General features: G+C 67.0%; 22 protein-coding genes. 8 read left to right on the top strand and 14 right to left on the bottom strand.

Annotation, left to right across the window (positions count from 1 at the left end):
• Positions 1-16 precede the first annotated feature (16 nt).
• Positions 17-637: a hypothetical protein gene (locus GPX89_RS08140; RefSeq protein WP_235946698.1), complete on the top strand. Its 621-nt coding sequence runs from the start codon at positions 17-19 to the stop codon at positions 635-637.
• A gap of 11 nt (positions 638-648) precedes the next feature.
• The gene (locus GPX89_RS08145; protein WP_328601597.1) at positions 649-2,232 is read left to right on the top strand and encodes a GMC family oxidoreductase; all 1,584 of its coding nucleotides are present in this window, start codon (positions 649-651) and stop codon (positions 2,230-2,232) included.
• A 1-nt stretch (position 2,233) separates the two neighbouring features.
• On the opposite strand, the gene GPX89_RS08150 is transcribed toward GPX89_RS08145, so the two are convergent.
• Positions 2,234-2,983, bottom strand: coding sequence for an enoyl-CoA hydratase-related protein (locus GPX89_RS08150; RefSeq protein WP_157386594.1), 750 nt, complete (start codon positions 2,981-2,983; stop codon positions 2,234-2,236).
• 142 nt (positions 2,984-3,125) lie between these two features.
• Between GPX89_RS08150 and GPX89_RS08155 the strand changes: the two genes are divergently transcribed.
• From GPX89_RS08155 to GPX89_RS08170, 4 genes are all read left to right on the top strand, one after another.
• A complete protein-coding gene (locus tag GPX89_RS08155; RefSeq protein ID WP_157386595.1) occupies positions 3,126-4,673 on the top strand; it encodes a flavin-containing monooxygenase in 1,548 nt (515 codons plus the stop codon).
• A gap of 21 nt (positions 4,674-4,694) precedes the next feature.
• The gene (locus GPX89_RS08160) at positions 4,695-5,711 is read left to right on the top strand and encodes a carboxymuconolactone decarboxylase family protein (protein WP_157386596.1); all 1,017 of its coding nucleotides are present in this window, start codon (positions 4,695-4,697) and stop codon (positions 5,709-5,711) included.
• Positions 5,712-5,918: 207 nt separating this feature from the next.
• Positions 5,919-7,706 (top strand): hypothetical protein, encoded by a 1,788-nt coding sequence (locus GPX89_RS08165; protein ID WP_157386597.1) that lies wholly within the window; start codon positions 5,919-5,921, stop codon positions 7,704-7,706.
• Positions 7,707-7,864: 158 nt separating this feature from the next.
• Entirely contained in the window at positions 7,865-9,988 is a 2,124-nt protein-coding gene (locus GPX89_RS08170; protein ID WP_235946699.1) for a protein kinase domain-containing protein, read from the top strand.
• 587 nt (positions 9,989-10,575) lie between these two features.
• Here the strand turns inward: GPX89_RS08170 and GPX89_RS08175 are convergent.
• The gene (locus GPX89_RS08175) at positions 10,576-11,661 is read right to left on the bottom strand and encodes an Lrp/AsnC family transcriptional regulator (protein ID WP_157386598.1); all 1,086 of its coding nucleotides are present in this window, start codon (positions 11,659-11,661) and stop codon (positions 10,576-10,578) included.
• A gap of 131 nt (positions 11,662-11,792) precedes the next feature.
• Here GPX89_RS08175 and GPX89_RS08180 point away from each other — a divergent pair, with 131 nt between their 5' ends.
• Positions 11,793-12,554: a hypothetical protein gene (locus GPX89_RS08180; protein ID WP_157386599.1), complete on the top strand. Its 762-nt coding sequence runs from the start codon at positions 11,793-11,795 to the stop codon at positions 12,552-12,554.
• A gap of 26 nt (positions 12,555-12,580) precedes the next feature.
• Here the strand turns inward: GPX89_RS08180 and GPX89_RS08185 are convergent, their stop codons facing one another.
• Genes GPX89_RS08185 through GPX89_RS08200 form a run of 4 tightly spaced genes read right to left on the bottom strand, consistent with a single transcriptional unit; the run spans position 12,581 to position 15,878 of the window.
• The gene (locus GPX89_RS08185) at positions 12,581-14,476 is read right to left on the bottom strand and encodes an alkyl/aryl-sulfatase (protein WP_157387163.1); all 1,896 of its coding nucleotides are present in this window, start codon (positions 14,474-14,476) and stop codon (positions 12,581-12,583) included.
• A 54-nt stretch (positions 14,477-14,530) separates the two neighbouring features.
• Positions 14,531-14,842, bottom strand: a complete 312-nt coding sequence (locus tag GPX89_RS08190) for a DUF202 domain-containing protein (RefSeq protein ID WP_157386600.1) — start codon at positions 14,840-14,842, stop codon at positions 14,531-14,533.
• On the bottom strand, positions 14,839-15,192 hold the full coding sequence (locus tag GPX89_RS08195) for a YidH family protein (RefSeq protein ID WP_328601599.1): 354 nt from the start codon (positions 15,190-15,192) through the stop codon (positions 14,839-14,841). Before GPX89_RS08195 ends, GPX89_RS08190 begins: the two co-directional genes overlap by 4 nt.
• Positions 15,189-15,878, bottom strand: a complete 690-nt coding sequence (locus GPX89_RS08200; RefSeq protein ID WP_157386601.1) for a DUF3159 domain-containing protein — start codon at positions 15,876-15,878, stop codon at positions 15,189-15,191. The genes GPX89_RS08195 and GPX89_RS08200 overlap by 4 nt, the downstream gene beginning before the upstream one ends.
• Positions 15,879-16,286: 408 nt before the next feature.
• On the opposite strand from GPX89_RS08200, the gene GPX89_RS08205 reads away from it, so the two are divergent.
• Positions 16,287-16,958, top strand: a complete 672-nt coding sequence (locus GPX89_RS08205; RefSeq protein ID WP_157386602.1) for a GAP family protein — start codon at positions 16,287-16,289, stop codon at positions 16,956-16,958.
• Between the two features lie 770 nt (positions 16,959-17,728).
• Here GPX89_RS08205 and GPX89_RS08210 read toward each other — a convergent pair.
• From GPX89_RS08210 to GPX89_RS08245, 8 genes are all read right to left on the bottom strand, one after another.
• Entirely contained in the window at positions 17,729-18,925 is a 1,197-nt protein-coding gene (locus GPX89_RS08210) for a CaiB/BaiF CoA transferase family protein (RefSeq protein WP_157386603.1), read from the bottom strand.
• A 125-nt stretch (positions 18,926-19,050) separates the two neighbouring features.
• A complete protein-coding gene (locus GPX89_RS08215) occupies positions 19,051-19,659 on the bottom strand; it encodes a TetR/AcrR family transcriptional regulator (protein WP_157386604.1) in 609 nt (202 codons plus the stop codon).
• Between the two features lie 83 nt (positions 19,660-19,742).
• A complete protein-coding gene (locus GPX89_RS08220; protein ID WP_157387165.1) occupies positions 19,743-21,728 on the bottom strand; it encodes a sulfatase-like hydrolase/transferase in 1,986 nt (661 codons plus the stop codon).
• Positions 21,729-21,769: 41 nt separating this feature from the next.
• Positions 21,770-22,738: a formylglycine-generating enzyme family protein gene (locus GPX89_RS08225; protein ID WP_157386605.1), complete on the bottom strand. Its 969-nt coding sequence runs from the start codon at positions 22,736-22,738 to the stop codon at positions 21,770-21,772.
• 28 nt (positions 22,739-22,766) lie between these two features.
• Positions 22,767-23,084 carry a DUF202 domain-containing protein gene (locus tag GPX89_RS08230; RefSeq protein WP_328601600.1) on the bottom strand — a complete coding sequence of 106 codons (318 nt, stop codon included), beginning with the start codon at positions 23,082-23,084 and terminating at the stop codon, positions 22,767-22,769.
• Positions 23,081-23,425 carry a YidH family protein gene (locus GPX89_RS08235; RefSeq protein ID WP_328601663.1) on the bottom strand — a complete coding sequence of 115 codons (345 nt, stop codon included), beginning with the start codon at positions 23,423-23,425 and terminating at the stop codon, positions 23,081-23,083. The genes GPX89_RS08230 and GPX89_RS08235 overlap by 4 nt, the downstream gene beginning before the upstream one ends.
• A 108-nt stretch (positions 23,426-23,533) precedes the next feature.
• Entirely contained in the window at positions 23,534-24,949 is a 1,416-nt protein-coding gene (locus GPX89_RS08240; RefSeq protein ID WP_157386606.1) for an MFS transporter, read from the bottom strand.
• Positions 24,950-24,995: 46 nt separating this feature from the next.
• A complete protein-coding gene (locus GPX89_RS08245) occupies positions 24,996-26,195 on the bottom strand; it encodes a M20 metallopeptidase family protein (protein WP_157386607.1) in 1,200 nt (399 codons plus the stop codon).
• Positions 26,196-26,308 lie beyond the last annotated feature (113 nt).

The raw sequence follows: 26,308 nt of genomic DNA on the forward strand, positions 1-26,308 counted from the left end.
GAACCCCTGGAGCGCCATGACCATCGAACTCGACAAGACCGTCGAATCCGACGAAAAAGCGGACAACACAACCGAAAACGTGCAATCGAAGCGGGGAGGTCGGGTGAAACCCGGCGCGGCGGTGACGGTCTCGATTCGCGGCCTCGCGTGGTCGGCGGCGGTCGCCGTGCCGGCGATTCTCGCGCTGGTGCTGGGCATCCTGCTGATCTCCGCGCGTGGCGACCTCAGCCGCCGTGACACCGTCGCCGCCGACGACGCGCGCGCCGAACAGGTGGCCAGCGACTACGCCGTCGGTGCGTCCACCGTCAACTTCGCCGACTTCGACGCGTGGGTGGCGCGTTTGAAGAAGAACACCGCCCCGGCGCTGTCGAACAAGTTCGATGCCACCGCACCCAAACTCCAGGATCTGCTCACCCCGCTGAAATGGACTTCCACCGGTTCCCCGATCTCCGCCAAGGTGGTGAGCGAGTCCGGCGGCGTGTTCAAGGTCAACGTCTTCGTCAACGTCTCCTCCACCAACGCCCAGAACCCGGACGGCGCGCAGACCACCGTCACCTACAACGTCAGCGTGGACCGCGGCGCGGACTGGAAGATCAGCGACGTCGGCGGCCTCAACGGCGCGTTGCCGCTGAAATGACGGAGACCGGCGTGACACACGATTACGACTGGCTGGTCGTGGGCTCCGGCTTCGGCGGCAGCGTCAGCGCATTGCGGCTGGGGGAGAAGGGGTTTCGGGTCGCGGTGCTCGAGGCCGGGCGGCGCTTCGCCGACACCGACTTCGCCGAACGGGCCTCGCAGCTGCGGCGCTACTACTTCCTGCCCGCGCTGGGCATGCGGGGCATCTTCCGGCCGACGTTGTTCAAGGACGTGTTCGTGGTGACCGGCGCCGGGGTGGGCGGCGGCTCGCTCACCTACGCCAACACCCTCTACCGCAGCCGTCCCGAGTTCGCGCGCAACCCGCAGTGGTCGCATCTGGGGGACTGGGACGCCGAGCTGGCCCCGCACTACGACACCGCCGAACGCATGCTCGGCGTCACCGACCTCGACCGCGACGGGGCGGCCGACACGCTGCTGCGCGAATACGCCACCGAGCACGGCTTCGGCGACACCTACACGCGCAGCCGGGTCGGCGTCTTCCTGGGAGAGCCCGGAAAGACCGTCCCCGACCCGTATTTCGGTGGCGCGGGGCCGGATCGGGCCGGTTGCCTGCGGTGCGGTTCGTGCCTGCTCGGTTGCCGCCACAACGCCAAGAACACGCTGGTGAAGAACTATCTGTGGTTCGCCGAGCGGCAGGGCGCGACGATCCTGCCCGAACGCACCGTCGTCGACATCCGCCCGCTGGGCGCGGCCGACGGCAGCGACGGGTACACGGTGACCAGCGAACGCACCGGGCGCTGGCTGCGGCGCGACCGCCGCACCCACACCGCGCGCGGGGTCGTGGTGGCCGGCGGCGCGCTGGGCACCAACCGGCTGTTGTTGCGCTGCAAGCTGTCCGGCTCGCTGCCCGCGCTCTCGGACCGGCTGGGAGAGCTGGTGCGCACCAACAGCGAATCCATCCTGGCCGTCACGGCTCCGGACGACGCCCGCGATTTCGCGCGCGGTCTGGCGCTCACCTCGGGGGTGTATCCGTCGCCGAACACGCACATCCAGCCCGTGACCTACGGAGCGGGCGGCGATTTCATGTCGCTGCTGACCACCCTGGCCGCCACCGGCGGCACCCCGCGCACCCGTGTGTTCCACTACTTCGCCACCGTCGCACGACATCCGGTCCGCTTCGCCCGCGCCTCCCGAATCCGGCACGCCTCGCGCCGCACCATGCTGTTGACCACCATGCAGTCGGTGGACAACGCGATCTCGCTGCGGGTGCGATTCCGGCTGCCGGGCGGCTATCCGGTGCTGACCACCCGGCAGGATCCGCAACATCCCATACCCCGCTTCATTCCGGCCGCCTATGCCGCCGCCGAGGCGATCGCCGGGAAGATCGGCGGGGTGGTGCGGGCCGCGGTCCCCGAGGCGGTGGCCTCGATCCCGACCACCGCGCACATCCTCGGCGGTGCGGTCATCGGTGACAGCGCCGACACCGGGGTGATCGACGCTCGTCATCGTGTGTACGGCTACCGGAACCTGCTGGTGTGCGACGGCGCGGCGGTACCGGCGAATGTCGGCGTGAATCCGAGCCTCACCATCACGGCCATGGCCGAACGGGCCATGGACCTGCTCGACCAGCCGTGAATCAGCGTCCGCTCCACCGTGGTTCGCGGCGTTCGAGGAACGCCGCGACGCCCTCGGCGGTGTCCTGCGAGGACAGGGTCGCCGCCATCGCCGCCTCGGTGACCGCCCAAGCCCGTTCGTCGTCGGCCGAGTTCAGCCGTTCGAGCGCGGTCAGGCTCTCGCGCACCGAGACCGGGGCATTGCGGCAGATCCGTTCGGCCAGGCCGCGCGCGGACCGCTCGGCTTGCCCAGCTTCGGCCACCGCATTGACGAAGCCGAGCTGATACGCCCGCTCGGCACTGAGCGGGTCGCCGGTCAGCAGCAGCTCCTTGGCCACATTCAACGGCAGCGCGCGCCGGGTGCGAAACAGCCCGCCGCAGGTGGCGATGACGCCGCGGCGCGGCTCGGGCAGTCCGAAGGTGGCGGTCCGCCCGGCCACCACGAGGTCGCAGGCCAGCACCAGTTCCATACCGCCGCCGAGCGCGTACCCTTCCACCGCGGCGATCAGCGGCTTGCTCATGCGGCGACGGATCACACCGTATTCGCCGCCGCGCGCGGTCTTTCCGCCCGAACCGGCCGCCAGATCGGTGCCCGCCGAGAACACGGACTCGGTGCCGGTCAGCACCGCCACCCACAGCTCGGGATCGTCCTCGAATTCGTCGAGGGCCGCATCCAGGCCCGCGGTCATCTCCGCGTCGATGGCATTGCGCTTGTGCGGGCGATTCATTCGGACGACGAGCGTCCTGCCGTCGCGTTCTCGTTCCACGGTCATGCGCCGATCATGGCCGACCGGTTTCCCGGCGCCCAGGCGGGTGGCGCCTGCGGTCAAACAGTTGGCGTGCGCGGAAAGGGGATCCGGTGGCGGCCCGCCCTAGGTTCGGGAGTCGGACACCGTCGAAAGGAGCCCGGCCGCGATGAAGCCGCCATCTCAGCACCATCCGCAGACCGAACCCGATCTGGAGGTCGTCGTCATCGGCGCGGGCTTCGGCGGTCTGGGCGCGGCGGTCGAACTGCGCCGCGCGGGCATCGACAACTTCCGCATCCTGGACAAGAACGCCGACATCGGCGGCACCTGGTATGCGAATACCTATCCCGGTGTGGCTGTGGACATTCCGTCGGTCTACTACAGCTTCTCCTATGCCGCGCCCAAGACGTGGACGCGGCTGTTCGCGCCCGGCGCGGAGGTCAAGGCGTACGCCGATCAGATCGCGGACGACTACGGGCTGCGCGACAAACTCTCGCTCGACACCACGGTCACCGGCGCGTCCTGGGACGAGGACAACCATTGCTGGTGGATCGAGACCACCGAAACGCTGCTGGCGGCCCGATACCTCATCGTGGCGGTCGGCGGGCTGGAGATTCCCCGCATGCCCGAGCTCCCCGGCATCGACGAATTCGCGGGCAAGGTGGTGCACACCGCGCGATGGGATCACGAGTACGACTATCGCGGACGCCGTATCGCGGTGATCGGCACCGGAGCCACAGCGCTGCAATTGATTCCGGAACTCGCACAGGACGCCGGGCGGCTCACTGTCTTTCAACGGACACCCATCTGGGTGATGCCCAAACCCGACTTCGGGGTCGCGCCGGTGGTCAAGCGGGCACTGGACCGGGTGCCCGGACTGCGCCGCCTCGTCCGGCTCGCGGTGATGACGTCCTTCGATGCGGGGGTCTCGACGGCGGGCGTGTTCTACCGGTTCACCAACCCCACCATCCGCGGCTCGGCGCGAATACTGCGGCGCTGGTACCGGACTCAGGTCGGTGACCCGGTGCTGCGGGATCGGCTCACACCGGATTACACACTGGGCTGCAAACGTCCGTCGGTCTCCAACCGGTATCTACGGACCTTCACCGAGGATCATGTCGAGCTCGTCACCGAGCCCATCGAGAAGATCACCCGCACCGGCGTGGTCACCGGCAGCGGCACCGAACACGAGATCGACGTGCTGGTGTGCGCGACCGGATTCAAGGTGATGGAGGCGGGCGCGACACCGCCGTTCCCGATCCGAGGACGCGCGCAGGAGCTCGGAGAGTTCTGGCAGGCCAATCGCTTTCAGGCATACCAGGGAGTGTCGATACCGGACTTCCCGAACCTGTTCATGGTCACCGGGCCCTACGGATTCGCGGCGGCGTCTTACATCGCCATGATCGAGTGCACCACCCGGCACGCTCGCCGGGCCATCACCGCCGCTCGTGCGCGCGCGGCGACCGCGGTCGAGATTCGGCGCGAGCCCCACGAGCGGTACTGGCGCAAGAGCCTTCGTCGGCACCGAAATGCGCTGTGGCTCAACAACGACTGCGAATCGTCGAACACCTACTACATCAACGGCCACCACGACGTGGCTGCCATCCGGCCCAGCACGCACGCCGGAATGTGGTGGGGCAACAAGCATTTCCCGCTGCGGCACTACAGCTATTCCCGGCTGGAATCACGGCCCGACCATGCCGAATCCGCATCCTGAACCCAGCATATCGAGGACATCATGGAGCTCAAACCCGACGTCGCCGCTCGCACCGACGCGGCCGGCCACTGGCGGGCCGCATCCGCCGATCGCGCAACCGAACTCGGGCGATGGCGGCACACCGCGCCCGGCGCCTGGCTGCTGTCCCGGATCGGGGGTCGGATCGGCGGTGGACGCCAGATCCGGCTCGTGGAGGTCATGGGCCAGTCGGGCAGCCTGTTCTGGCAATACCTGCCGTTGGCGCTGCGTCTGGTGCCCGGCAGCCGGCTCGGCCGCGTCGACTGCGAACTGGCCACGCTCCGCACCGCCTGGAACACCGGGGCACGCTACGAATGGCACCACCACGTCTACGCGTCGCGGCTCAGCGGCCTGTCACTCGACAGCGTCGAACGCGTCGCGGCGGGCCCCGATGCCCCCGGCTGGTCCGAGCGACACCGCCTGCTGCTGCGCGCGGTCGACGAATTGCATTCCGGGCACATGATTCTCGACGACACCTGGGCCGGTCTCTCCGAGCACTACACCGCGGCCCATCGTGTCGACCTGTGCATGCTGGTCGGCCATTACGAAATGCTGGCCATGCTGCTGAAAACCCACGGCATCGAACCCGAACCGGAAATGTGGCGACGCGGCCCCCTGCGCTGGGTCCGAGACAGCGCCTCCGGGGACGGCCTCACCCCCCGCCGCCTGCCCGCTTTCAACAAGGTGGTCACCAACCGCCTGATCGCCCCCGCCGCCGGAAAATACCCGCCCTACACCGTGATCCACCATCGAGGCCGAAAATCCGGTCGCCCCTTCACCACCCCCGTCCTGGCGATCCACCGCGACGGCCTGCTCATGGTCCCCCTCCTCTACGGCGACCGCTCCGACTGGGTCCGCAACACCCTCGCCGCAGACGGCGGCGAAGCAACCTACCGCCACCGAACCCGAAAGTTCGCCTCGCCCCGGATCGTCGACGCCACTTCGGTCACAGACCTGCCCGCCCCCGCTAAACACCTCACCCGCCTGCTGAGACTTCTTGTCGCCGAAGTCGAGTCCTGAGGCCGGCGGAACAGCCGGAATGAACCGTCGCGTCAATCGCGACCGTTCAACGCAAATCGTCCCTGGATCAGCATTTTCCGCCGCGTGCTTACCGGAAGTCGCCACTGTCCCAGACTCTCGCTGTGGGTTGATCATTCGTGATCCAGAGTCGAATCGAACGACCGCGCCCAGCGTCCGCAGCGGCGTGAGACCCACGAGGGGAGAGTCATGTTCGGTAGACGACGACTGCTAGCGGCCGGCTCTGTGCTGGCCGGGCTGCTGTTCACAGCGGCCGCAGTGCCGAACCCGGTCCTGGCGACACCGGCCGACCCGGTGACGGCCAGTGGCGAGTTGTATCCGGCCCCGGATCATTATCCCGCACCACAGCAGCCGGATCCTTCCTATGTGTTCTCCGAGATCGGGCAGTTGTTCTCGGGGTCCGCCGTGGACGCGATGACGCCCGGGCAGGTGGAATACTTCATCAAGGCAGGCATCCTGACCAACGCGAAGTTGCTGGCACAGCCGTTCGCCGATCTGGCCAAGCCGGAGACGTGGCGTACGCCCGAAGGTGCGGCTCCGGCCGCCGCGGCGGCGCAGAAGATCGCCGACGCGCTGATCCACCTGCCGCCCTTCGGCCTCACCGCCCCGCCGCACCCGGCCTACCTGCCCGACTGGAACCATGACGGGGTCTTCGGCGTCACTCCGGGCAGTCTCGACGACGTAGCGGACGCCAACCTCGACGACGACTTCGACGATCCACAGGCATCGTGGGCGCATTTCCGGTTGCCGTGCAACAACTCCGACGGCTCGGTCTGGTTCGAGACGTCCGACGGGACCTGCGCGCCCGGCGACTCCGGAGCCGACTTCAAGCTCGGCATCGTGAAGAAGTTCCGAATGGTCAATTCACGAGGGGTGTCACTGGCGGGCAAGGCGTTCTTCCCGGCGGGAGTCGATCCCGACCATCCCGACGCGAACACGAAATTCCCTGTCACAGTAGGACTTCCGGGGGCCGCCGAGACCGCGAACGACGTCGGCATGTATTCCGAGGCCGCTGCGCGCGACGGCTACGTCAGCTTCGTCGTCTCGCAGGCCGGTCAGCCCGCCAGCGACGGCAACCTCACCGACATCTGGATGGACGCGCCATTGCAGCTGCCGAACTGCGGCTGGGCGTCCGGATCGTGCCTCGACGCCCAGGACGCGGTGCGCTGGGTCCACGGCGACGACATCACACCGATCGTCGACCTGCACAATGAGGTCGCCAACCTCCTGAACGGGAAGGCCCCCAGGCTGATTCGACTGGATCCGGCCTACACACCCGTCGGGGTCAACCAACTCAATCCGTGGCTGTCGATGCTCGACCTCGACCACATCAACCTGTGGGGCCAGTCCATCGGCTCCATCGGCACCTCCAACTATCTCGACTATCAGGCGATGGGACACGGCTGGGACGGCCGGCCGCTCCCGCACGTGTCGGCCTTCGCCGGGATGTCCGGCTTCACCCAGCATCCGGCGTCGGCGGCGGTGATGTACCAGACCGCGGACTTCGACTTCCCCGGACTCAACCAGTACGGGGTCGTCTTCCCGAATGCCCTGTTCCAGTCCACCGACGGCCCGATCGGCACCAAGGACCTCTACGACATGGAGCGGCGCGACCCACGCAGCACCAACCCGATGATGTTCATCACCGACGAGGGCGGCTTCCACACCGACTCGATCAACCTGCTGGGAATTCCGCACGCTGCGCCGGCACCGGCGCTGTCGGTGCACTACGCGATGGACTGGTTCGACTGCTACGGCCGCGCGGACGTGCGCCAGGCCGCCTGCGACGGCCTGCGCAAGCCCTACCCCGGCCTGTCGCGCGCCGTGGCCACCGAATACGCACCCGATGGCCACAACGGGCCCAGCTACTGTGTGACCATCCCGGACCGCGCCACCCTCGAACAGGTCCTGCGTCCGCAGATCTTCATGCAAAACCTCACTGGCCCATCCTGGTACGACTGCACACCCCAGCAATAACAACACCACACCTCTCCTCTGACGATCAACGTGGATCGCGGGCAGCCACGCCAAAACCGCAGCGGAGGATCGTACGGTGCGGCGGTCGTCGGTGTGAATGACGCACCGCCGACGACGAACTGCCCGATCAGCAGGTCCTCATCTCGCCGGACCGGCCGATGCCACGCAAGAAGCGTCAGGTCAGTACTTTCGAGCCCCCGCCGCCACTGCTCGGCGTCTACGATGGCGGGGCGCGGCCACCGCTGACTCAGTTGTGTTGCACACAAATACAATTGATCCCGCGGTGGTCGCTCTACGTCCAGCCCGTCAGCCGGCATCGTCGAGGGCCGCCGGTCTGGCTGGAACACTTGGGTGATCGAGCGGGGGAGAACGCGATGGAGGGTGCGTACAGCGGGACGCTGGGCGGGTACGCGATCACCGGCTTGATCGGCCAGGGCGGGATGGGAACGGTGTACCGGGCCCGGCATCCGCGACTACCTCTCGTGGTGGCGCTCAAGGTCCTCAATCGGGACGCGTCGGCCGATCCGGAACTGCGGGCCAGGTTCGAACGAGAAGCAGCCGTCGTCGCGCACCTGGATCATCCGGGCATCGTGTCGATCCTGGACTGCGGTCTCGAGAACGAACAGCTATGGCTGGCCATGCAATACATCGAAGGGACCGATGCCAGCCGACTCGATCCCCGCGCGGTGACCACCGAGCGGGCGGTGCGGATCATCGGGGAAGTCGCAAACGCACTCGATTACGCACACGGCCGGGGCGTGCTGCACCGGGACGGGAAGCCCGCGAACATCCTGCTGGCATCCGAGCAGGCCGGGCGTGCGGAACGCGCAGTGCTCACCGACTTCGGCATTTCCCGCTTGCTGAGCGCCAACACCCAGCTGACCTCGACGGGAACCTTCACCGGCACACTGGCTTTCGCTTCCCCCGAACACCTCTCCGGTCTCGAGATCGATCACCGCTCCGATCAGTACTCTCTGGCCTGCACACTGTTCGCGCTGCTCGAGGGCCGCACCCCATTCACCGCGAGCGATCCCGGCCAGGTGGTGGCTGGGCATCTAGCGAAACCAGTTCCGCCGCTGGTCCGCCCCGACGCGCCGCCGCAGCTGGATGCTGTGATCGCGCGGGCGATGGCGAAGAACCCCGCCGCCCGTTTCACCAGCGCCAGGGAGTTCGCGGCTGCCGCGTATCAGGCGATATCCGGGTCGGCCGTCCGGCAGACGACACAGCATCGGGCGAGGCCGGCCGATCGCCATCACGCTCCGACCGATGCCGATTCCGCTCCACTCGAATCTGCCGCCGAAGGCGGGTCGTCGCAGCCGAATGCCTCGCCGACCCCGCGAACCCCGACCCGGTCGGATCCGCCCCCGTCACCTCGGTGGGCCCGGCTCGGCGGTATCGCCCTGATTGCGACCGTCGTCCTCGCCGCCGCGGCGGGCCTGGTGTATTTCACCGGCAGCTCGCACAGCCCCCCGAGCCCGCACCCCACGACCACCACACCCACCGTCACGACGATCGCTCCGACCACCACGCCGCCGGTGGGGAACACCGGTGACGTCCGCTTCGACAAGCTGCTCGGGGCCCACCCGATGTTCCTCGCCGCCGGAGTGAGTCCAGCGCAGGTGGATTGCCAACTACCAGCGTGGTCCACCGCCGAGAACGCCAAACACGCCTACTACCAGGCTGAACTCAACTGCCTCGATTCCGCCTGGCAAACCGTGCTGACCCGGTTCGGCTACACCGGACACCCGGTAACGCTGTACACCGGCAACAGCAGCGACTATCACGGCGCCTGCACGGCGTACTACGCGCATCAAACGTTCTACTGTCCCACCGATGACAGCGTCATCATGCCGATCGACCAAACCACCGGCTACGACCAGGGCAGCGACACCCAGGTACTGGCCCTCTTGTACGGGTACCACCTGCAGAGCATCCTGGGCATCCTCAGCGAGGTCACCATCCGGGTGTCGCAGGTCGGTGACGGCTCCGAGGCCGGCCTGCGGATCGACCGCCAGTATTCGCTGCAGGCCCGCTGCCTGGCCGGAATGTTCTTCGGCGTCAACGTCGGCCACAGATCGATCACCTCGAGCCTGTTCGACGCGGTCGTGGCCGGCACGGGCGGCGACACCCCAGGCCAACCTCGAATCCTGGGCAGCAACGAGAACGCTGTCCGCTGGTTGCGCTGGGGCTATAGTCCCAGCGCCGACATCACTATCAAGGCCCAGCCCTCCACCTTCGAATGCAACCCCTGGAACCCCCACGACCCCGCCTGGATCGAGTAGCTTTGCCTCGGCGATGCCGAAGCAAGGCCACCCCCGACTGAGAAATTCCTGTGAGACATTCGTGCCGTAGCCTTGCTCGCTCTGGCGATGGTGAATTCACCTGTGGCCGTTGGAAGGACGACAAGAGGCATCGAAGATCGATGGGCTGAGATCTTTTGTCGCACAAGGGTTCGTACGTGCGGGATACAGAGGAATCGAGATCACCTGCGGTGGCTTCCTCGACCGCCGTGAAGTGGTGGCCGTGGTCGGTGAGGAAATGCAAATAGTGGCGACCACCGCGGTCGGCGTGACGCCACGCGTCCTTGCCGGTGCGCTTCAAGTAGGCTCCGAGCACCAGTCCTAGGGTGATCACCTGGCAGCGACCGGGTTTCGCGTTGGCGATCTCCCTCAGCAACTCGCTGCGCCACCCGGTGATTCCCAGCAGCGCATGCGAAGTGCTCGTCATCGTCCCCCACGGGGCATCTCCGCGCCGTCCGCTCTTGCCGAATGTCGTACAAGTGCTTGGGTTGCATCGGTGATTCAGGATCCTGCGCCGGAGTGGGTCTCACCAGCTTGTGGCGGTGTGGGATTCGGTGTGCGGGAATCGGTCAGTCGAGCGATCGGCTGGCCAAGCGGGTGACCGTGTTGCGTTCGTATGCGTTGTATTCGGTGTCTTCCCAGAGTCGCAGTGGCACACCGCGCAGGTGGCGGCCGTGGGGGTCGAGGAGGTGGCCGCCGAGTTTGACCGGCCACATGGTGACGGCGCGGTCGGCGATGGTGAGTGCGGGGAATCGGTCGGCGAGGCGTTTTTCGAACTCGGCGAGGTCGGCGACCGAGCGCAGCCACACCTGCAGCAGTAGGTTGTGGGTGCCGGTCAGTTCGGCGCAGAGGCGAGTTTCCCTGAGCTGTGCGAGTTCTCGTGCTATGCGGGTGGTGTCCGCGGGGCCGGTCGCGCACCATAGGTGGGCGCCGATCGGCCAGCCTGATACCACGCGCGCGACTTCGATCCGGTAGGTGAGTGCGCCGTCGGCTTCGATTGCCGCCAGCCGTCGTCGCACGGTGGGTGTGGACAGCCCGGTGCGCGCGGCGAGGCGGGACAGCGAGGCGCGGGGATCGTCGGAGATCGCGCGCGCCAACTCCATGTCGCGCTGCTGGATCGCGCGGGTCGGCAGATGATCGGGCCGCGTCCGATCCGGTTGGTTCGCTCGTTTCAGCTTGGTTTCGTCGACTCGGTCCAACCGCCATTGACCGGGGGAGGAGTGGACGACCACCAGAATGTCGGCGTTGAGGCCGACCACGCCGGGGATTCGGGCCAGTCGCAGGTCTCGGTAGCGGGCCAGTTGTGCGAGGTCGGCCACGATCGCGGTCACCAGCATGCTGCGGCGAGCGGAGACGTGTTCGAGGTTGAGCACGTGTGAGTCGTGGCCGATGATCCGGGCGATCTCGTGGACGCGGTCGGGTGCGCAGTCGACCTCGATGAAGGCCGCCTGCACACTGCGGTTCTCGAGTCGCGTCGCGCGACAGGCCATCCAGGCGTTGCCCGCCTGTTCGAGGCGGCTCCAGCGCCGCGCGGCGGTGGTGGCGTCGATGCCGAGAGCGTCGCCGATGGCCTGCCAGTCCGCTCGGGGCGCGACTTGCAGTGCGGTGATCAGCAGATAATCGAGTTCGTCTAGCTGGCTGTGTGGATCTCGCATCTCAATTCCCGCATGTCACTGCCGTCGTTTTCCTCTTTGCTGCAGATTTCAGGCCGGCCTCGATGTGATGCGCACCATAGTCGCAGTCGGTCGAAAGAATCGTGACCGGCAGCACACAGGAAGGTCATCGCATGAGTGTTCGGGCTCTTACCGTCGTCGCATTGCCGGTCATCGCCGCTGTCGGCCTGGGCGCCGGATCCGCCGCTGCCACACCGGATTCCGTCGACACGGCAGCGATCCACTACACAGTGAACAGGTCCGGAGACTCCGCTGTACTCAGCGCGCCCGGCGCCCGGTTGTCGGCCGCCGACGGTCAACTCATGATCGCGGATGCCAGCGGTGCTGTGGCGGCCTCGATTCCGTTGTCGTATCGGATGGACGCGACCGCGTACCCGATCGATCTGCGCATCGACGGTGACACCGCCACTCTCACACCGGTACGCGCGAACGGTGTCGCGGTGATCGATAGGGCGGGGCCTACGGACATGGTGCCGGCCTCGAAGCTGGAATCCGTGGCCGAATCCTTCAATATCCGTGACCAGCAGGCGTTGCTCGCGCTGGGCCAGCGGGCGGGCATCGGCAGCGTGACCAGCGCGGTGCTGGGTGCGATCGTCGGCGGTGGGGCGGGATGCCTGCTCGGTGCGGCTGTCGGTGCGACCGCGGCCGGTGTCGCGACGCTGCTCGCGGGCCTGCTGCCCGGCGCAGCGATCGGCTGCCTGGTGGGTATGGGCACCTTGGGCCCGATCGGCGCGGTCGGCGGCCTGATCACGGTGGGCGGCCCGATCCTGGCTTGGTCTGCGTTCCAATACTTCTCGACCATTCTCTCGCCGTGCACGGGGCCGGCCCTGTACTGCCAGGATCCGGCCACCGTGCCATCGGCTCCCAAGCCCTGAGACGGGATGAAGCGTCATCGCTGGAGCTACTCCGGTGTGACGATGGCGAAGTCGGGGTTGGGTTCGTCGAACAGGCCCGCGAGTTTGACGAAGCTCTGGGCGTCGCCGTCGATGGTGATTGCACCGGTTTGCACGGCCGCGCCCAAGTCCTCACCGGCGAGCAGTACGCCGATGAGGGTGGCGCGGGTGAGGGTGAAGGTCACGTCGGCGGGCGGGAGTTTGTCGCCGTCGCGGCGGTCGAAGTGGATGAGCACGCCGTTGCGCAGTTCGAGGCGGTGGGTGCGTTTCTCGTCGGTGAAAATCCAGTCGCTGACGGCCTTTTCGTGCCATGCCTTGGGTCCGTCGAGGCGTAGCGACATGGCGTCGAAGACCTGGTCGATGGTCAGGGCGGCCATCATGGTGGGGGAGTTCGCCTTGGTGGGGGTGCCGATGTTGCCGTTGCGTAGTTCGTAGGCGCCCATGAGGAAGAAGTTGCGCCAGGTGGCGTTCTCGGCGCCGTAGCCCAGCTGTTCGAAGGTGCTGGCCTGCAAGGTCTTCGCGGCCTCGTTGGTCGGGTCGGCGAAGATGACGTAGTTGACGACCTGGGCGACCCAGCGGTAGTCGCCGTTGTCGAAGGCCACCCGCGCCTTGCGTAGCACCTCCTCGGCGCCGCCCATGAATTCCACATGGCGGGTGGCTGATTCGACCGGTGGGTGCTCCCACAGGTGCGCGGGGTTGCCGTCGAACCAGCCCATGTAGCGCTGGTAGATGGCCTTCACATTGTGGCTGACCGAACCGTAGTAGCCGTGGGTGCTCCAGGCCGCGTTCAGCGCCGGTGGCAGTTGGATGGTCTCGGCGATCTCGGCGCCGACATAGCCTTGGTTGAGGCGGCGCAGGGTCTGGTCGTGCAGGTAGGCGTACAGGTCTCGTTGCAGGGCAAGGTATTCCACCAGGCGTTCGGTGCCCCAGGTGGGCCAGTGGTGGGAGGCGAACACGACGTCGGAGTCGTAGCCGAACAGGTTGATCGACTCGGTCAGGTACTGCGACCATACGTGCGGGTCGCGCACCAGCGCCCCGCGTAGGGTCAGCAGGTTGTGCAGGGTGTGGGTGGCGTTCTCGGCCATGCACAGGGCCCGATGGTCGGGGAAGTAGAAGTTCATCTCCGACGGGGCCTCGGTGCCGGGGGTGATCTGGAAGACGATGCGCACTCCGTCGATCGTGTGTTCCTGCCCGGTCTCGGTGATGTCGAGGGTCGGTGCGATGAGGGTGACGGTGCCGGTCGAGGTGGTCTGTCCGAGGCCGGCTCCCACCTGTCCCTTGGGGCCGCGGGGCAGGGCCGCGCCGTACATGTAGGCGGCGCGGCGTGCCATGGCGGTTCCGGCGTAAACGTTTTCGGCAACCGCGTGTTCGAGGAATCCTGCGGGTGCGATGACCGGGCAGCGGCCCGCGTCCACGTCTTCTTGCGTGGTGACGCCGAGTGCGCCACCGAAGTGGTCGACGTGGGAGTGGGTGTAGATCAGTCCGGTCACCGGCTTGTCGCCGCGGTGTGCACGGTAGAGATCGAGTCCGGCCTTGGCGGTTTCGGCGGAGATGAGCGGGTCGATGACGATCACGCCGGTCCGGCCCTCGATCAGGGTCATGTTCGACAGGTCGAGTCCGCGGATCTGATAGATCCCCTCGGTGACCTCGTAGAGACCCTGGCGGATGTTGAGCCCGGACTGCCGCCACAGGCTGGGGTGCACCGACGCCGGGCAGGCGCCGTTGAGGAAGCCGTAGGAGTCGTTGTCCCACACCACGTTACCGTCGGCGTCGGTGACGACGCCGGGTTCGAGCGCGGCCAGAAACCCGCGGTCGGCGTCCTGCTGATCGGTGGTGTCGGCGAAGGGCAGCTCTGCGGTGGCCCGCTGCTGCTGGTCGAGAATGTACTGACTCGGATCGGTCATCGTGCTCACCACATGCCTCCTGTTCCGCCGGTGGTACCGGCGATCGACAATTTTCTAGACAGCCACCGGATCGGTCAGGCCGATCGCGGCGGCGACGAGTGCCACGCCCACGACCATCAGCGTCACCGCCGCGATCGGGAGTGCGCTGTCACGGATCTGTCCGTGCAGCAGGATCTGGTTGCGCCGCATGGCGATGAACGCCAAGGCGGTCAGCGTCAGCGCGGCGACGACCGGTGCGGCGCTCGCGCCGCGCCATCCGTTGCTGACGGCGTGATTGAGGAACAGGGCCGCGGTGCCCATGCACGCCACCGCGGTTCGCCGCCAGGCCAGGGCGGTCCGCTCGACGGCGAAGGTGGGGGCGGTCACCGGAACAACACCGCCCACGCCGCGAAGACCGAGACCACGGCGATACCGATCGCCAGAATGGGCACCATCCGGGTATCCCGCAGCGGCACACCGCGATTCATTGCGTCGCGGATGTCCTTCCAATGCTGGTACGCGCCGATCGAGACGACGATCGCCAGTGCGATGCAGCTCAATGCCAGCGCGCGCCGCACACCGGAATGATGGAATGGCTGAACGAGAGTATGGACGGCGACACCGCCGGCCAGCAGGCCGAGCGCGGTGCGGATCCACGCCAGGAAGGTGCGCTCGTTGGCCAGGGTGAACCGGTAGTCGACCGGGGTGTCCGGCACGGGCCGGGCGTCGCCGCTCACCCGATCGCTCGTTCGTCCGCTGTGACGAGCGAGGGTTCCCCCGCCTGCGGGCTGCGGCGGCGGACCCACAGCCAGGTGAGCGCGAGCATGACCACCAGCGCGGGTTTGCCGAGCACCAGGGCGACGGTGCCCAGCGCCACGACCTTGTTCGCGACATACAGCGGCACCATGATCACCAGATGCGCGGCCCAGAACACCAGCCAGGCCGATGACACCTTGCGGTGCAACCTGATCCGAGCCTCGAACTCGTGCTCACGACCCCGCTCCAGGCCGAGTTTCCGACACGCCCAATGACTGAGCGGGCGACCGGTGAGCAGCGTGATCGCGAAAGCGAGAGTGCATACCGCGCAGATGAGCAGATCGGGCAGATAGAAGCCCCGTCCCTCCCCGGTGATGCCGACGAACAGGGAGAACACCACGACCGTTGCCAGCGAGGCCGACACGACCTTGACCGAATCGCCCTTCAGCAACCGGTACAGCGAGATCAGCCCGGCGACCCCGAGCGCGACCAGCACACCGATCTTGGCGTTCACCGTGGCGTACCCGAGCAGGAAGCCGATCGCGGGTGCCGCGCCGTCGAGAAGGTGCGCCGGCCCGCCCAGCGCCCGGAACTTTCCCCACATCTCGGCCGCCGTGGACCGCTGCCGTTCGGATTCGTGCATTGCCACCCCAGTCACCAGAGTCATAGCTATCTCCCAGCTATTAGAGGCTGTCATGGATTGAGTCGCGGATGTGGACGACTCGCGATATCGATTCGATCTACATCGAGCCCCAGGACTGCAGCAGGTAGGTGGTATTCGCTGCCAGCTGGGTGACCGTGGCGGCCAAGTCCAGGGTGGCGGAGCCGAGGTTGATGATCGGGAAATTCATGGTGGGTGCCTTCCGTCGAATCGCTATTGCAGTCTGACTGTAATAAGCGGACCGGCTGCGGGCAATGCCTCTATGACTCGATCAACCCACCGCTTCATGCGTGATCTGGACCACCTCTTGCGGGCGTCGTTTGCGAACCACCCATCGAGATCGCAACTCCGCCCTGTCGGGTGGCCGACAATGGCAACAGCACTCGACCAGCTACTACATTCGGGAGGCATGCCATGGGCGAGGCCGTTGGCCAATTTCTCAGTCACGCGGTCGGCGTCGCGATCAGCCCGCTCGCACTCGTCGCGGTGATCGCGATCCTCACCGCGCCGCGTGGCCGCGCCAACGCACTCTGGTTCGCCCTCGGCTGGATGCTGGCCGTCGTGGCGGTCTTCGCGGCGCTGCTCGTGGTGGGCGCGCGTGCCGGTGCGCGCCACGACGGGCACCCCGGCGCCTGGGTGTCATGGTTTCGCCTCGTGTTGGGAGTCCTGCTGGCTCTCATGGCGTTACGCCAACTCCGTTTGGCGGCCGCCTCCGAGGAAGGCGCGCTGCCGCCACGCCTACGCAACCTCGAGCAGTTCACTCCCGCGAACTGCCTCACTCTGGGAATCGTGCTGGCACTGGCGAATCCGAAGAACGTCACCCAAATCGCCACCGGCGCAGTCGGCGTCGCCTCCGAGATCTCGCATACCGGCGGCCGCATCACCGCCGAAGCCATCTTCGTCGCCATCGCCTCCCTGGGCGTACTCATCCCACTACTGGTGCATTTCAGCGGCCACCCCGCCGCACACCAGACCCTGCAACGATGGAGAGACTGGACCGTCCGCAACCACTACGCCATCATGGCCGTCCTGTTCATCCTGCTGAGCGCCAAGACCCTCGGCGACGCCATCAGCGGCCTGCTCTGATCCGTCCCCAAATGGATTGCGCTGTGCTGCCGCAATCTAGGGGCCAGCTACGGGATTACTCACAGTCGCGATTCACCGATAGCCCCAGTGCTGAGTCCGAGATTAGGCGTGTTGGTCGTCGCTCCAGCCCCAAGGGGTCCGGAATGTCGGGATGTAGTGGGAACCGCAGTGCCACTTTGTGCACCATTTTGCGGCCCGAACGGTGGGAATCCAGGGGTTTCGGCCAGACATGATGTGAGGTCTCGGGATCGGTAAATCGCAGGTCAGAATAGGAGAACCCCCAAGATCGGCAGGTCAGGGGATGATCTTGGGGGTTCTACGAGATGATGAAAAAGTGATGCGCTAGGACCAGGCATTTCGGCCGCTCGGTGGGCGATTTGTGGCTGTGAAGTGCCACTTTGGGTGCCACTTTGAGCTGGTTCGAGAGGGGGCCTCTACGGTTGAGTCCTTCTTCATCGGTGGATGGATGATGAAGGACTGACTGTTTCTGCTGGTCAGGGCGTTGTATGAGGTTTCGTTGGGCTGTGGAGTGCCATCTTGGTGTCATTTCTAATGGATCGGCGGTTCGAGGGTTCGGTGTTGCCGATAGACGTGCTCGTGTCCGCCTTCGAGTGAATCAGTGTGATTTCCTGCGCAAAGAACGGTCTTCGGTGTGACTGCGCTGAGGGCGGCTGCAGAACGGTCGATTCCTTCTTCATCATCTTGTGGATGAGGTCAGGTGGTGGATCAAGCGGATACGGTAGGACGGTGCTCGTCGGCTAATCAGCTGTTCAGATGATTCCTTCGGCGCGCAGTGCGGACCGGGTTTCGGTGTTCAAGCCCAGCAGCTCCGCCAGGATGTCGTCGGTGCTGGATCCCAGTTCGGGGCCCAGGCTGCGGATGCGGCCGGGGGTGGCGCTCATGCGTGGTAGGGGTGCGGCCATGCTGATGCGGCCGTGGTCGGGGTCGTCGACATCGACGATGGTGCCGCGGGCGCGGTAGTGCGGGTCGGCGGCTATGTCGGCGATCGACATGAGTGGTGCGGCGGGGATGTCGTTGTCGCTCAGTAGTTTTGCCGCCTCATCCGCGGTCCGCCCGGCGGTCCACTCCGCTACCAGCGCATAGAGTTGCCGCTGATTCTGGATACGGGCCGCCACCGTTGAGAAGCGCTCGTCCTCGCACAGTTCGGGCCTGCCCATTACCGTGCACAAGCGCCGGAAGAGGGGTTCGGTTCCGGCGTGTACCGAGATGCGTCGACCGTCGGCGGTGTCGAAATCGCTGGCGGGAACGATGAACGGGTTGGTGTTGCCGGAGCGTTCGCGCACCGCGCCGTTGGCGGAGTAGTTGAGCAGGGCGTTCTCCGAGGCTCGAAATCCGGCTTCGTACAAGGCCAGGTCGATCACCTGGCCCTGGCCGCCGTTGAGATCGCGGTGGTACAGGGCGGTCATGGTGGCGAAGGCGGCGAGGTAGGCGCTCATGAAGTCGATGACCGAGTAGCCCGAACGCACCGGCGGCCGGTCGGGATCACCGCTGACATAGGTCAATCCGGCGAAGGCGCTGGCGATCCGGTCGAAGGCGCCACGATCCCGATATGGGCCGGTCAGGCCGTAGCCGGTCAAGTAGACCAGTACCGCACGCGGATTGAGCTGCTGCAGCGACTGCGGATCCATTCCCCATTTGTCCAGCGTGGGCGGACGGTAGTTGGTGATCACGACGTCGAAGTGCGGGATCATGCCGCGCAGCAGTTCCCGCCCGCGCTCGGTGCGCAGGTTCAGCGTGACCGAGCGTTTGTTGCGACCCTCCTGGGACCACTGCAGCGACCGGCCCCCGGGGTTGTCCGCACCGAGTCTGGTGAAGTCGCCGCGGCCGGGTTCCTCCACCTTGACCACGTCGGCGCCGAAGTCGCCGAGCAGGGTGGCGGTGACCGGTGCGGCGAGCACGGTGGAGACATCCAGGACGCGAATGCCGTGCAGTGCCTGCTCTGTCATGTTGCCTACTTCCCGCGTGTTCTCGCCGGTCCGGGCCCGACTGAAGTAACTATCCGTTATTAACGAAACGTTAGTTTAGTGGAGCGGGCGAGACAAGAGGCCAGCGGGGCACGGCCTTGCCAGGGTCAGTCGACAGGACGCTGCAGGGCGGAGACCATCTGCTCGAATGCGGCTGTGGCGCGGGCGTCCAGCTCCGTCGCTGGAATGCCCAGATCGCGAGCGAAGGCTTCGCGGAAGATGCTGTACCCCAGGTAGGTCGCTGCGGTCAGGGCATGCAAGGCTTCGCCGTCCGCGTCGGCGGGCAGGGTGCCGGCATCCAGGTCGCGGTCGAGCGCCGCCCGGGTTCGGGTGATCTCGGGGAATATGTGCAGTTCCTCGTCCCCGTCGAGGGCCAGCAGGGCCTCGAGCCGGGCCAGCTCCGGATTCTGCAGCGCCAGTTGCCACATGGCGATGCGGCGTTGGGTGAACGGCTGGTCCCAATGGCTGTCGGTGTCGCGATGGCGATCGATCAGATACGAGATCGCGGCCCGCACCAATGCTCGCCGCGTCCCGAAATATTGATAGATCTGCCCATGATTGACCCCCGCTTCCTGCGCCACTTCGCGCAGCGTGATGCCCGACAGCACACCATCGCGTTCGAGCAGGCGCGATACCGCCTGGAAGAGTTCCCGCTCAGTTTCTTCCCGGGTGCCACGGGGGCGGCGACCCGACGTGGTCTTGGCCCGTTCACTCATCGTTGCCTCCTCGATCCGCCATCGGTCCGATACTAACTGTCCGTTAATAGGTCGGAGGCGCTCGACCTGGGCTGTTGCCGACCTCAGGGAACGCCGACGGCGGTGTTGTCCAGTGCGTGGACGGTGTGAGCGGCGGCGGTACGGACGTGGCCGTCCGCGTCGGACTTTCCGGGCGCGCTGGACGCGGTGACGAGTTGCGGGCGTGCCGCGCGGGCGCGCTCACCCAGATGGTCGAGGGCGTTGGCGGCCTGCAATCGGACCCAGCCGTCGGGGTGTGAGACCACGGTGTCACCAAGATGGGCCACGGCCTGCAGGTCGCCGACGGTCCGGACGAGGGCTTCCGCGAGTGCGACTTTCACATGCGGTGACGGTTCGGCGTCGAAGGCTCGGCGCAGGTCGTCGACCGCCGATACCGCGTCGGAGTCGAGCATGCAGCAGCCGGTCGCCGCCCAGTAACGCACGATCTCGTTGCCCGAAGCCAGCTTTCGCGCCAGTGCAGGGAGCGCGGCGGGGTCGCGGCGGATGGCGATGGCCGCCAAGTCCATGACCTCGCGCAGCGGGTAGGTCTCCGGATCCCGGCTCGCGGTATAGCCTTCGGCGGCTTCGCTTTCGGGGATGAAGCCGTCGTCGACTACGGCCAGCATGTGATCGTCCAGGGCCGCGCTCATCCGCCGCAGATCGGCCGTGTAGGCGGGATCGGTTGCGAGATTGTGGATTTCGTCGGGGTCGGCGAGGGTGTCGTAGAGCTCCTCGGCGGGTCGGGCCCGCCAGAACCGGTCGGTGACCTCGTCGAGGTGGCCGTCGTGGTGGAGTTGATCCCATTCGCGATATCCGGCCTGGAACCACATGAACTGCACGTGCAGGCCGTTGGGCAGATGGGGCAGGTAGTTGCGGATGTATCGGAAGCGTTCGTCTCGCGCGGTGCGGACCATGTCGTAGCGCTCGTCCATGCGATTGCGCATGGCGAACGCGTAATCCGCCGTCGCCCGGCGCGGACCGGCGAAGGCGGTGCCGTCCATCCACGCCGGTGCACCGACACCGGCCAGGTCGAGAATCGTCGGCGGCAAGGCGGTTCCGCTGCACACGGGCTCGTCGAGCACGGTGCCCGGCGGAGCAGGTGCGAGATGAGCGACATTGCGGCCGAAACGGGCGATCAACGGAATATGCAGGCCGCTGTCGTAGCAGAAGCGTTTGGAGCGCGGCAGCACGCCGGCGTGGTCGCTGTAGTAGAGCACGATCGTGTCGTCGGCGAGTCCCGCTTCGTCCAGTTCTCGTAGCCGGGAAGCCATTTCCTGATCCATCTGGTTGATCTGGTTCATGTATAGCGCGGCGTCCGAACGAGTGGTCGGGGTGTCGGGATAGTAGGGCGGAATGCGCACCTGGTCGGGTGTGGTGGGTCCGCCGACGATCGGCGTCAGGACCGCCGAGTGAACGGATTGCAGTTCCTGCAGATACGGAGTGGACACCTTGCCGTCGAGTTGGTCGAGCCCGGGCGCGTTGAGGAACACCGACATCTCGTGTGTGGTCATCGGATTGAAGATCGCGAAGAAGGGCGTGCCCGCAGGGCGATTGCGCCAGTGCGCCCGTCCCGAGGATTCGTCCCAGGTGGCGCCGACATCGAGGTCGGCGGTGTTGTAGTCCTCCTTGGCGTTGTTGGTGCAGTAGTAGCCCGCCTGCCGGAGCAGTCGCGGCCAGCCGGCGTGATCGAGAAACGGCGGCAATGCTCCGGCGGCACGCATGTGATTGGCCGGGGCGCAGCTCTCCGGGGTGATTCCGGAGATCATCGCGAACCTCGACGGTGCGCACACGGGGGCAGCGGAAAAGGCGTTGCGCCACCGGACTCCCTGCGCGGCAAGCTGATCCAGGGTCGGGGTGTGCGCGATGCCGCCGTAGCAGCCGAGGTGCTGCGCGCCGCAATCCTCGCTCACCAGACACAGAATGTTCGGCCGCGGTCCGTCCTCGGCGCGGGCGAGCGCGGGTGCGAGGGCGGCCGCCGCGATGGCCGCCGCGCCGCCCAGAAAGGCACGGCGGGTGGGCACGGCGTCGGTGTGCCGGATGGGTGTGGTCATGGCCGCGATGGCCCCTCTCGATCTGTCGGATGGCCCTGGGGTCAGCGCGCGACCCTGAATCCGGTATTGCCACTGCTGGATTCGGGCGAGTTCTGGATGCGGGCGGCGACCCGGTAGCGGTTGCAGTAACTGTCGTGACACATGTGCGACCCGCCGCGCAGCACCCGGCCGTCGCCGGTGGCCGGGCCGCGAGGGTTGGCGACGAGGTTGCGAGAGTGGTCGGTGCGCCAACGGTCGGCGCACCACTCCCACACGTTGCCGACCATGTTGAACAGCCCGAACGCATTGGGCTCGAACGCATTCACCGGTGCGGTGCCGCGGTACCCGTCGGCGGCGGTATTGCGGGTCGGGAAGGAGCCGCGAAAGATGTTGGCGCGAAACCGGGTTCCCGATTCGGGTTCGTCGCCCCACGGGTACCGGGCCTGTTCCGAGCCGCCACGGGCGGCGTACTCCCATTCGGCTTCGGTGGGCAGTCGCGCGCCCGCCCAGCCGCAATACGCCTGCGCGTCATGCCAGGACACGTGCACCACGGGATGATTGCCGCGCTCGGTGAGGTCGCTGCCCGGTCCTTCCGGGGCCCGCCAGGTGGCCTCGGGGACCGCGCACCACCACGGGGTCGCGTCGGGGCGGCGCGCGTTGCGACGAAGCGCGGCGGGCAGGAATCCGGCGAATACATAGGACCAGCCATAGCGTTCGGCGTCGGTGTGGTACCCGGTCGCGGAAATGAACTGGGCGAACTGGTCATTGGTGACCGTGTGCGCCGCGAGCCCGAAGGGTGACACCCGCACCGGGCGCACCGGACCCTCGCCGTCGGCCGGATAGCTCTGCGAATCCTCACTGCCCATCAGAAACTCACCGCCGGGCAATGCGATCACGACCGGAGCCGGACCCGTCGCCTCTTGTGCGCGCGTGACCGCTGGGGTGAGCGCGACCTCGGAGCGAGCCGGTGCGCAGCAATTCGAGCGGGCACCCGGTCCCACGTCGGCGGGATTCGGGTCGGGCGATCGCACGGGTAGGTCTTCCTCCTGAATGCGGTTGTCACAGGCCGAGACCGAGCATGGCTGTGGCCGCTGCTGTGGACACCGCCGCTCCCATGATGGTGGTGAGTACGCCGATCTCTCGCGGCAGACGCGCCCGCAACTGGCGACCGCGCAGATGACAGCAGCCCGCGGTGACCGCCAAAGCTCCCGCCGCGGCGGCGGCGCCGACGGTCGACGCGACGTTCGAGGCGTTGACCGCGGCGTGGGCGAGCACAGCGAACGCCAGTATCGACGAGAGCGTCGTGCGCCGCCACGCGAGGGCCGTGCGCTCGACAGCCAGGCCCGGATCCGCCCGCCATGGTGTAGGCGAGGTCACGACACCACCACCGCGGTGCCCGCGGCCAACGCGACCACGGTGACACCCAGAGCCAGCAGCGGTGCCAGCGTCGAGTCGGGCAGGTGATCACCGCGACGCATGGCAGCCTCTACCCGCCTCCAGCGTTGATGCGCCACGCTCGCGAGCATGACCGCCAGACCCGCACAGCAGGCGGCGATGGCCCGCCGGAAGCCCGGGGTGGAGAACTGCTCGGCGAGAGATTGCACCGCGACTCCTCCGGCCAGCAGTCCCAGCGCCGTGCGGATCCACGCCAGGAAGGTGCGTTCGTTGGCCAGGGTGAATCGGTAGTCGATCGGGGCCGTGGGCTCGGGGCCGTCCACGGGCACCGCGTCGAGTTCCGGCTTCGGACCGCGGATTTCGCTGTGCACCTGGTGGATCCTCGTACTGTCGATGGAAGTTCAGTATCGGCGAATTGCTCGGGAGAGCCCTCAGCGCTCGGCCGGTGCTGTCAGGGTGAGTACGGCGGCGATGACGGCACCGGCGGCGCACAGTCCCCAAACCGCGAGATAGGCAGTCACGCTGGGTAATGCGGTGTGTGGAAGAACCAGGGCCCCGAGCAGTGCGGAGAACCCGGCGCTCGCGACGCTGCCGCCGATCGTGTACACGTTGTTGTACACGGCGACGGTGCCGGCGGATCGGTCCGTAGCACTGGACTCGACGATCACCGTCGGCAGACCCGCCAACGCGAGCCCGGCGCCCGCTCCTGCGATGGCATACGCCAGTCCGAACAACGGCAGCGATGCATGCGCCACCATCAAGCCGCCGTATCCGATCGCGATCAAAACGAAGGCGAGACAAAGCATCCGGCGCATGCCGATACGGCCGGCCACGGTCGCGGCGATCGTCGAGGTCGCGAAGGCCAGCACATGCGGAATTCCGGCCCAGATGCTGAGCTGCCAGGCCTCGAGGTGGAAGCCGTAGCCTGTCTTCTCCGGCGCCGAGTCCAGATAGGCGATCGACACGATCGGTGCGGCGAGCAAACTGACGCCAAAGATGAAGGCGGACACCAGGTGTGGCGCGACCGCGCGATTGGCCACTGCGCGGATGTCGATCAGCGGGTCCGGGCGGCGTCGCTCCACCCGAACCCATACGCCGAACAGCGCCAGGGCGACGAGGACGGCCGCAGGGATTAACGGTGATCCCCAACCGAGGGAACGTCCCTTGGAGACCGCTGCGAGGAATATCACCAGCGCTCCGCCGAGTAGTACGGCGCCCGGCCAGTCCATCGCGTCGGTCGATCGTTTCCCGCTCTCGGGCACCGCTGTCCAGCTGATGAGGACACAGGCGGCCACCAGCGCGACGAAGACCCACAATACGTAGCGCACATCGCCCATGAAGTGGTAGATCGGTCCGGTGAGCAGCGTTCCGAGCAATGATCCCAGTGCCAGCGCGGCCGCCAGCAGCGCGACTGCCCGTCGATTCTCCTTGTGGTTCAGCCGATCTCGGCACAGTGCGATCTCCAGTGGCAGCAGCGCCGCCGTCGTGCCGCCCAGCACCCGGCCGATGAGCAACACCGGCAGGGTGTGCGCCAGCGCGACCAGTGTCGCGCCGATCGCGATGCACGCCAAGGCGATTCGCAGGATTCGGCGGTGCCCGTAGAGGTCGCCGAGTCGGCCGAGCACGGGGACGGACACGGCCGTGGCCATGAACTGGACGGCGACCACCCATTGGATCTGCGCGGTGCTGAGGTGAATCATGTCGCGGACGGCCGGAGTGAGCAGCACGGTGCCGCCCTGGACGAATCCGCTGACGAGTTCCACACAGACGAGCAGCCCGACGACGGCACGCACACTGCTGGCGCTTGCTGGGGCGATGGTGGGAATTGCGGGCTGATCGGCGTTCATCGGCGACCAGCACCTCCTAACACGATGGGTAGTGCGGGGCAGGTCGTCAGGCCGCGGTCTCGGCCAGGCGCTCGACGGCCAGTTCGGTCAGGACCGCGGCCTGGTCGGCCAGCACCGTGTCGTCGAAAACCGCACGCGGCGAATGGTTCATCGGGGCGTCCTCGTGGTTCTGCCCCGGAGGCACCGCGCCCAGCAGCAGCATGGCGCCGGGCACCTGCTGCAGCACGAACGCGAAGTCCTCGGAACCCGAGGCCGGATTCGGAGCCAGCCAAACCCGCTGGGGGCCCATGATTTCCCGGGCATGGTCCAGCGCGAACGTGGTCTCCGACGCGTTGTTGACAGTCACCGGATACTGCCGCACGTAGTCGACGTCCACGTCGAGACCGTGGGCCGCGGCGATGCCGCGCACGAGGCGGGGCAGTCCGGCGGCCAGCCGATCCCGGCTCTCCTCGGAGAGGCTGCGAATCGTCGCCTCGAACCGTGTGGTGTCCGGGATGACGTTGGCCTTGGTTCCGGCCTGCAGGCGCCCGACGGTCACCACGACCGGGTCGTGGATGTCGAAGCTCCGGGTTACCCAGGTCTGAATGGCGGTGATCATTTCGCAGGTGGCGGGGATCGGGTCGAGCGAGACGTGGGGTGCGGACCCGTGCCCGCCCCGGCCGCGCACGGTGACGTGCAGTTCGTCCGATGCCGTCGACACCGTGCCGGGACGGGTGGCAATGATGCCGTGCGGCAGGCGATTAGCGGCGACGTGAATGGCGTAGGCCGCGTCCAGCGGCTTGCCAGCGGCGTTCAGCACGCCCTCTTCGATCATGAGGCCGGCACCGTTGTGGCCCTCCTCGCCGGGCTGGAACATGAACACCACGTCGCCGTGCAGCTGGGAGCGTCGTTCGGACAGCAGCTTGGCCGCGCCGACCAGGCCCGCGGTGTGCAGGTCGTGACCGCAGGCGTGCATGTGTCCGGCGATCCGTGAGGAGTACTCCACGCCGGACGCCTCCTGCACCGGCAACCCGTCCATGTCGCCGCGCAGCAGGACCGCGCCGCCGGGACGGCCACCACGCAACACCGCGGTCACCGAGCTGAGGTTCTTACCGAGGGTGATCTCCAACGGCAGTCCGTCCAACGCCGCCAGCACCTTTTCCTGCGTGCGCGGCAGGTCCAGCCCCAGTTCGGGTTCCTGGTGCAGCGACCTGCGCAGCGTGACGAGTTCGTCACTCAGGGCATTGGCATCGTTGAGAATCGACATCTGTCTCGGTACCTCGCTCGAAAAAGACCTCGGCCAGGATTCGATTCGTGGCCGACCGTTGACTCCAACTCTCGGGCCGGTTAATTGCAGCCGACTAGAAATTGACGGAATTA

The sequence above is a fragment of the Nocardia terrae genome (assembly GCF_009760405.1).
Taxonomy (GTDB): domain Bacteria; phylum Actinomycetota; class Actinomycetes; order Mycobacteriales; family Mycobacteriaceae; genus Nocardia; species Nocardia terrae.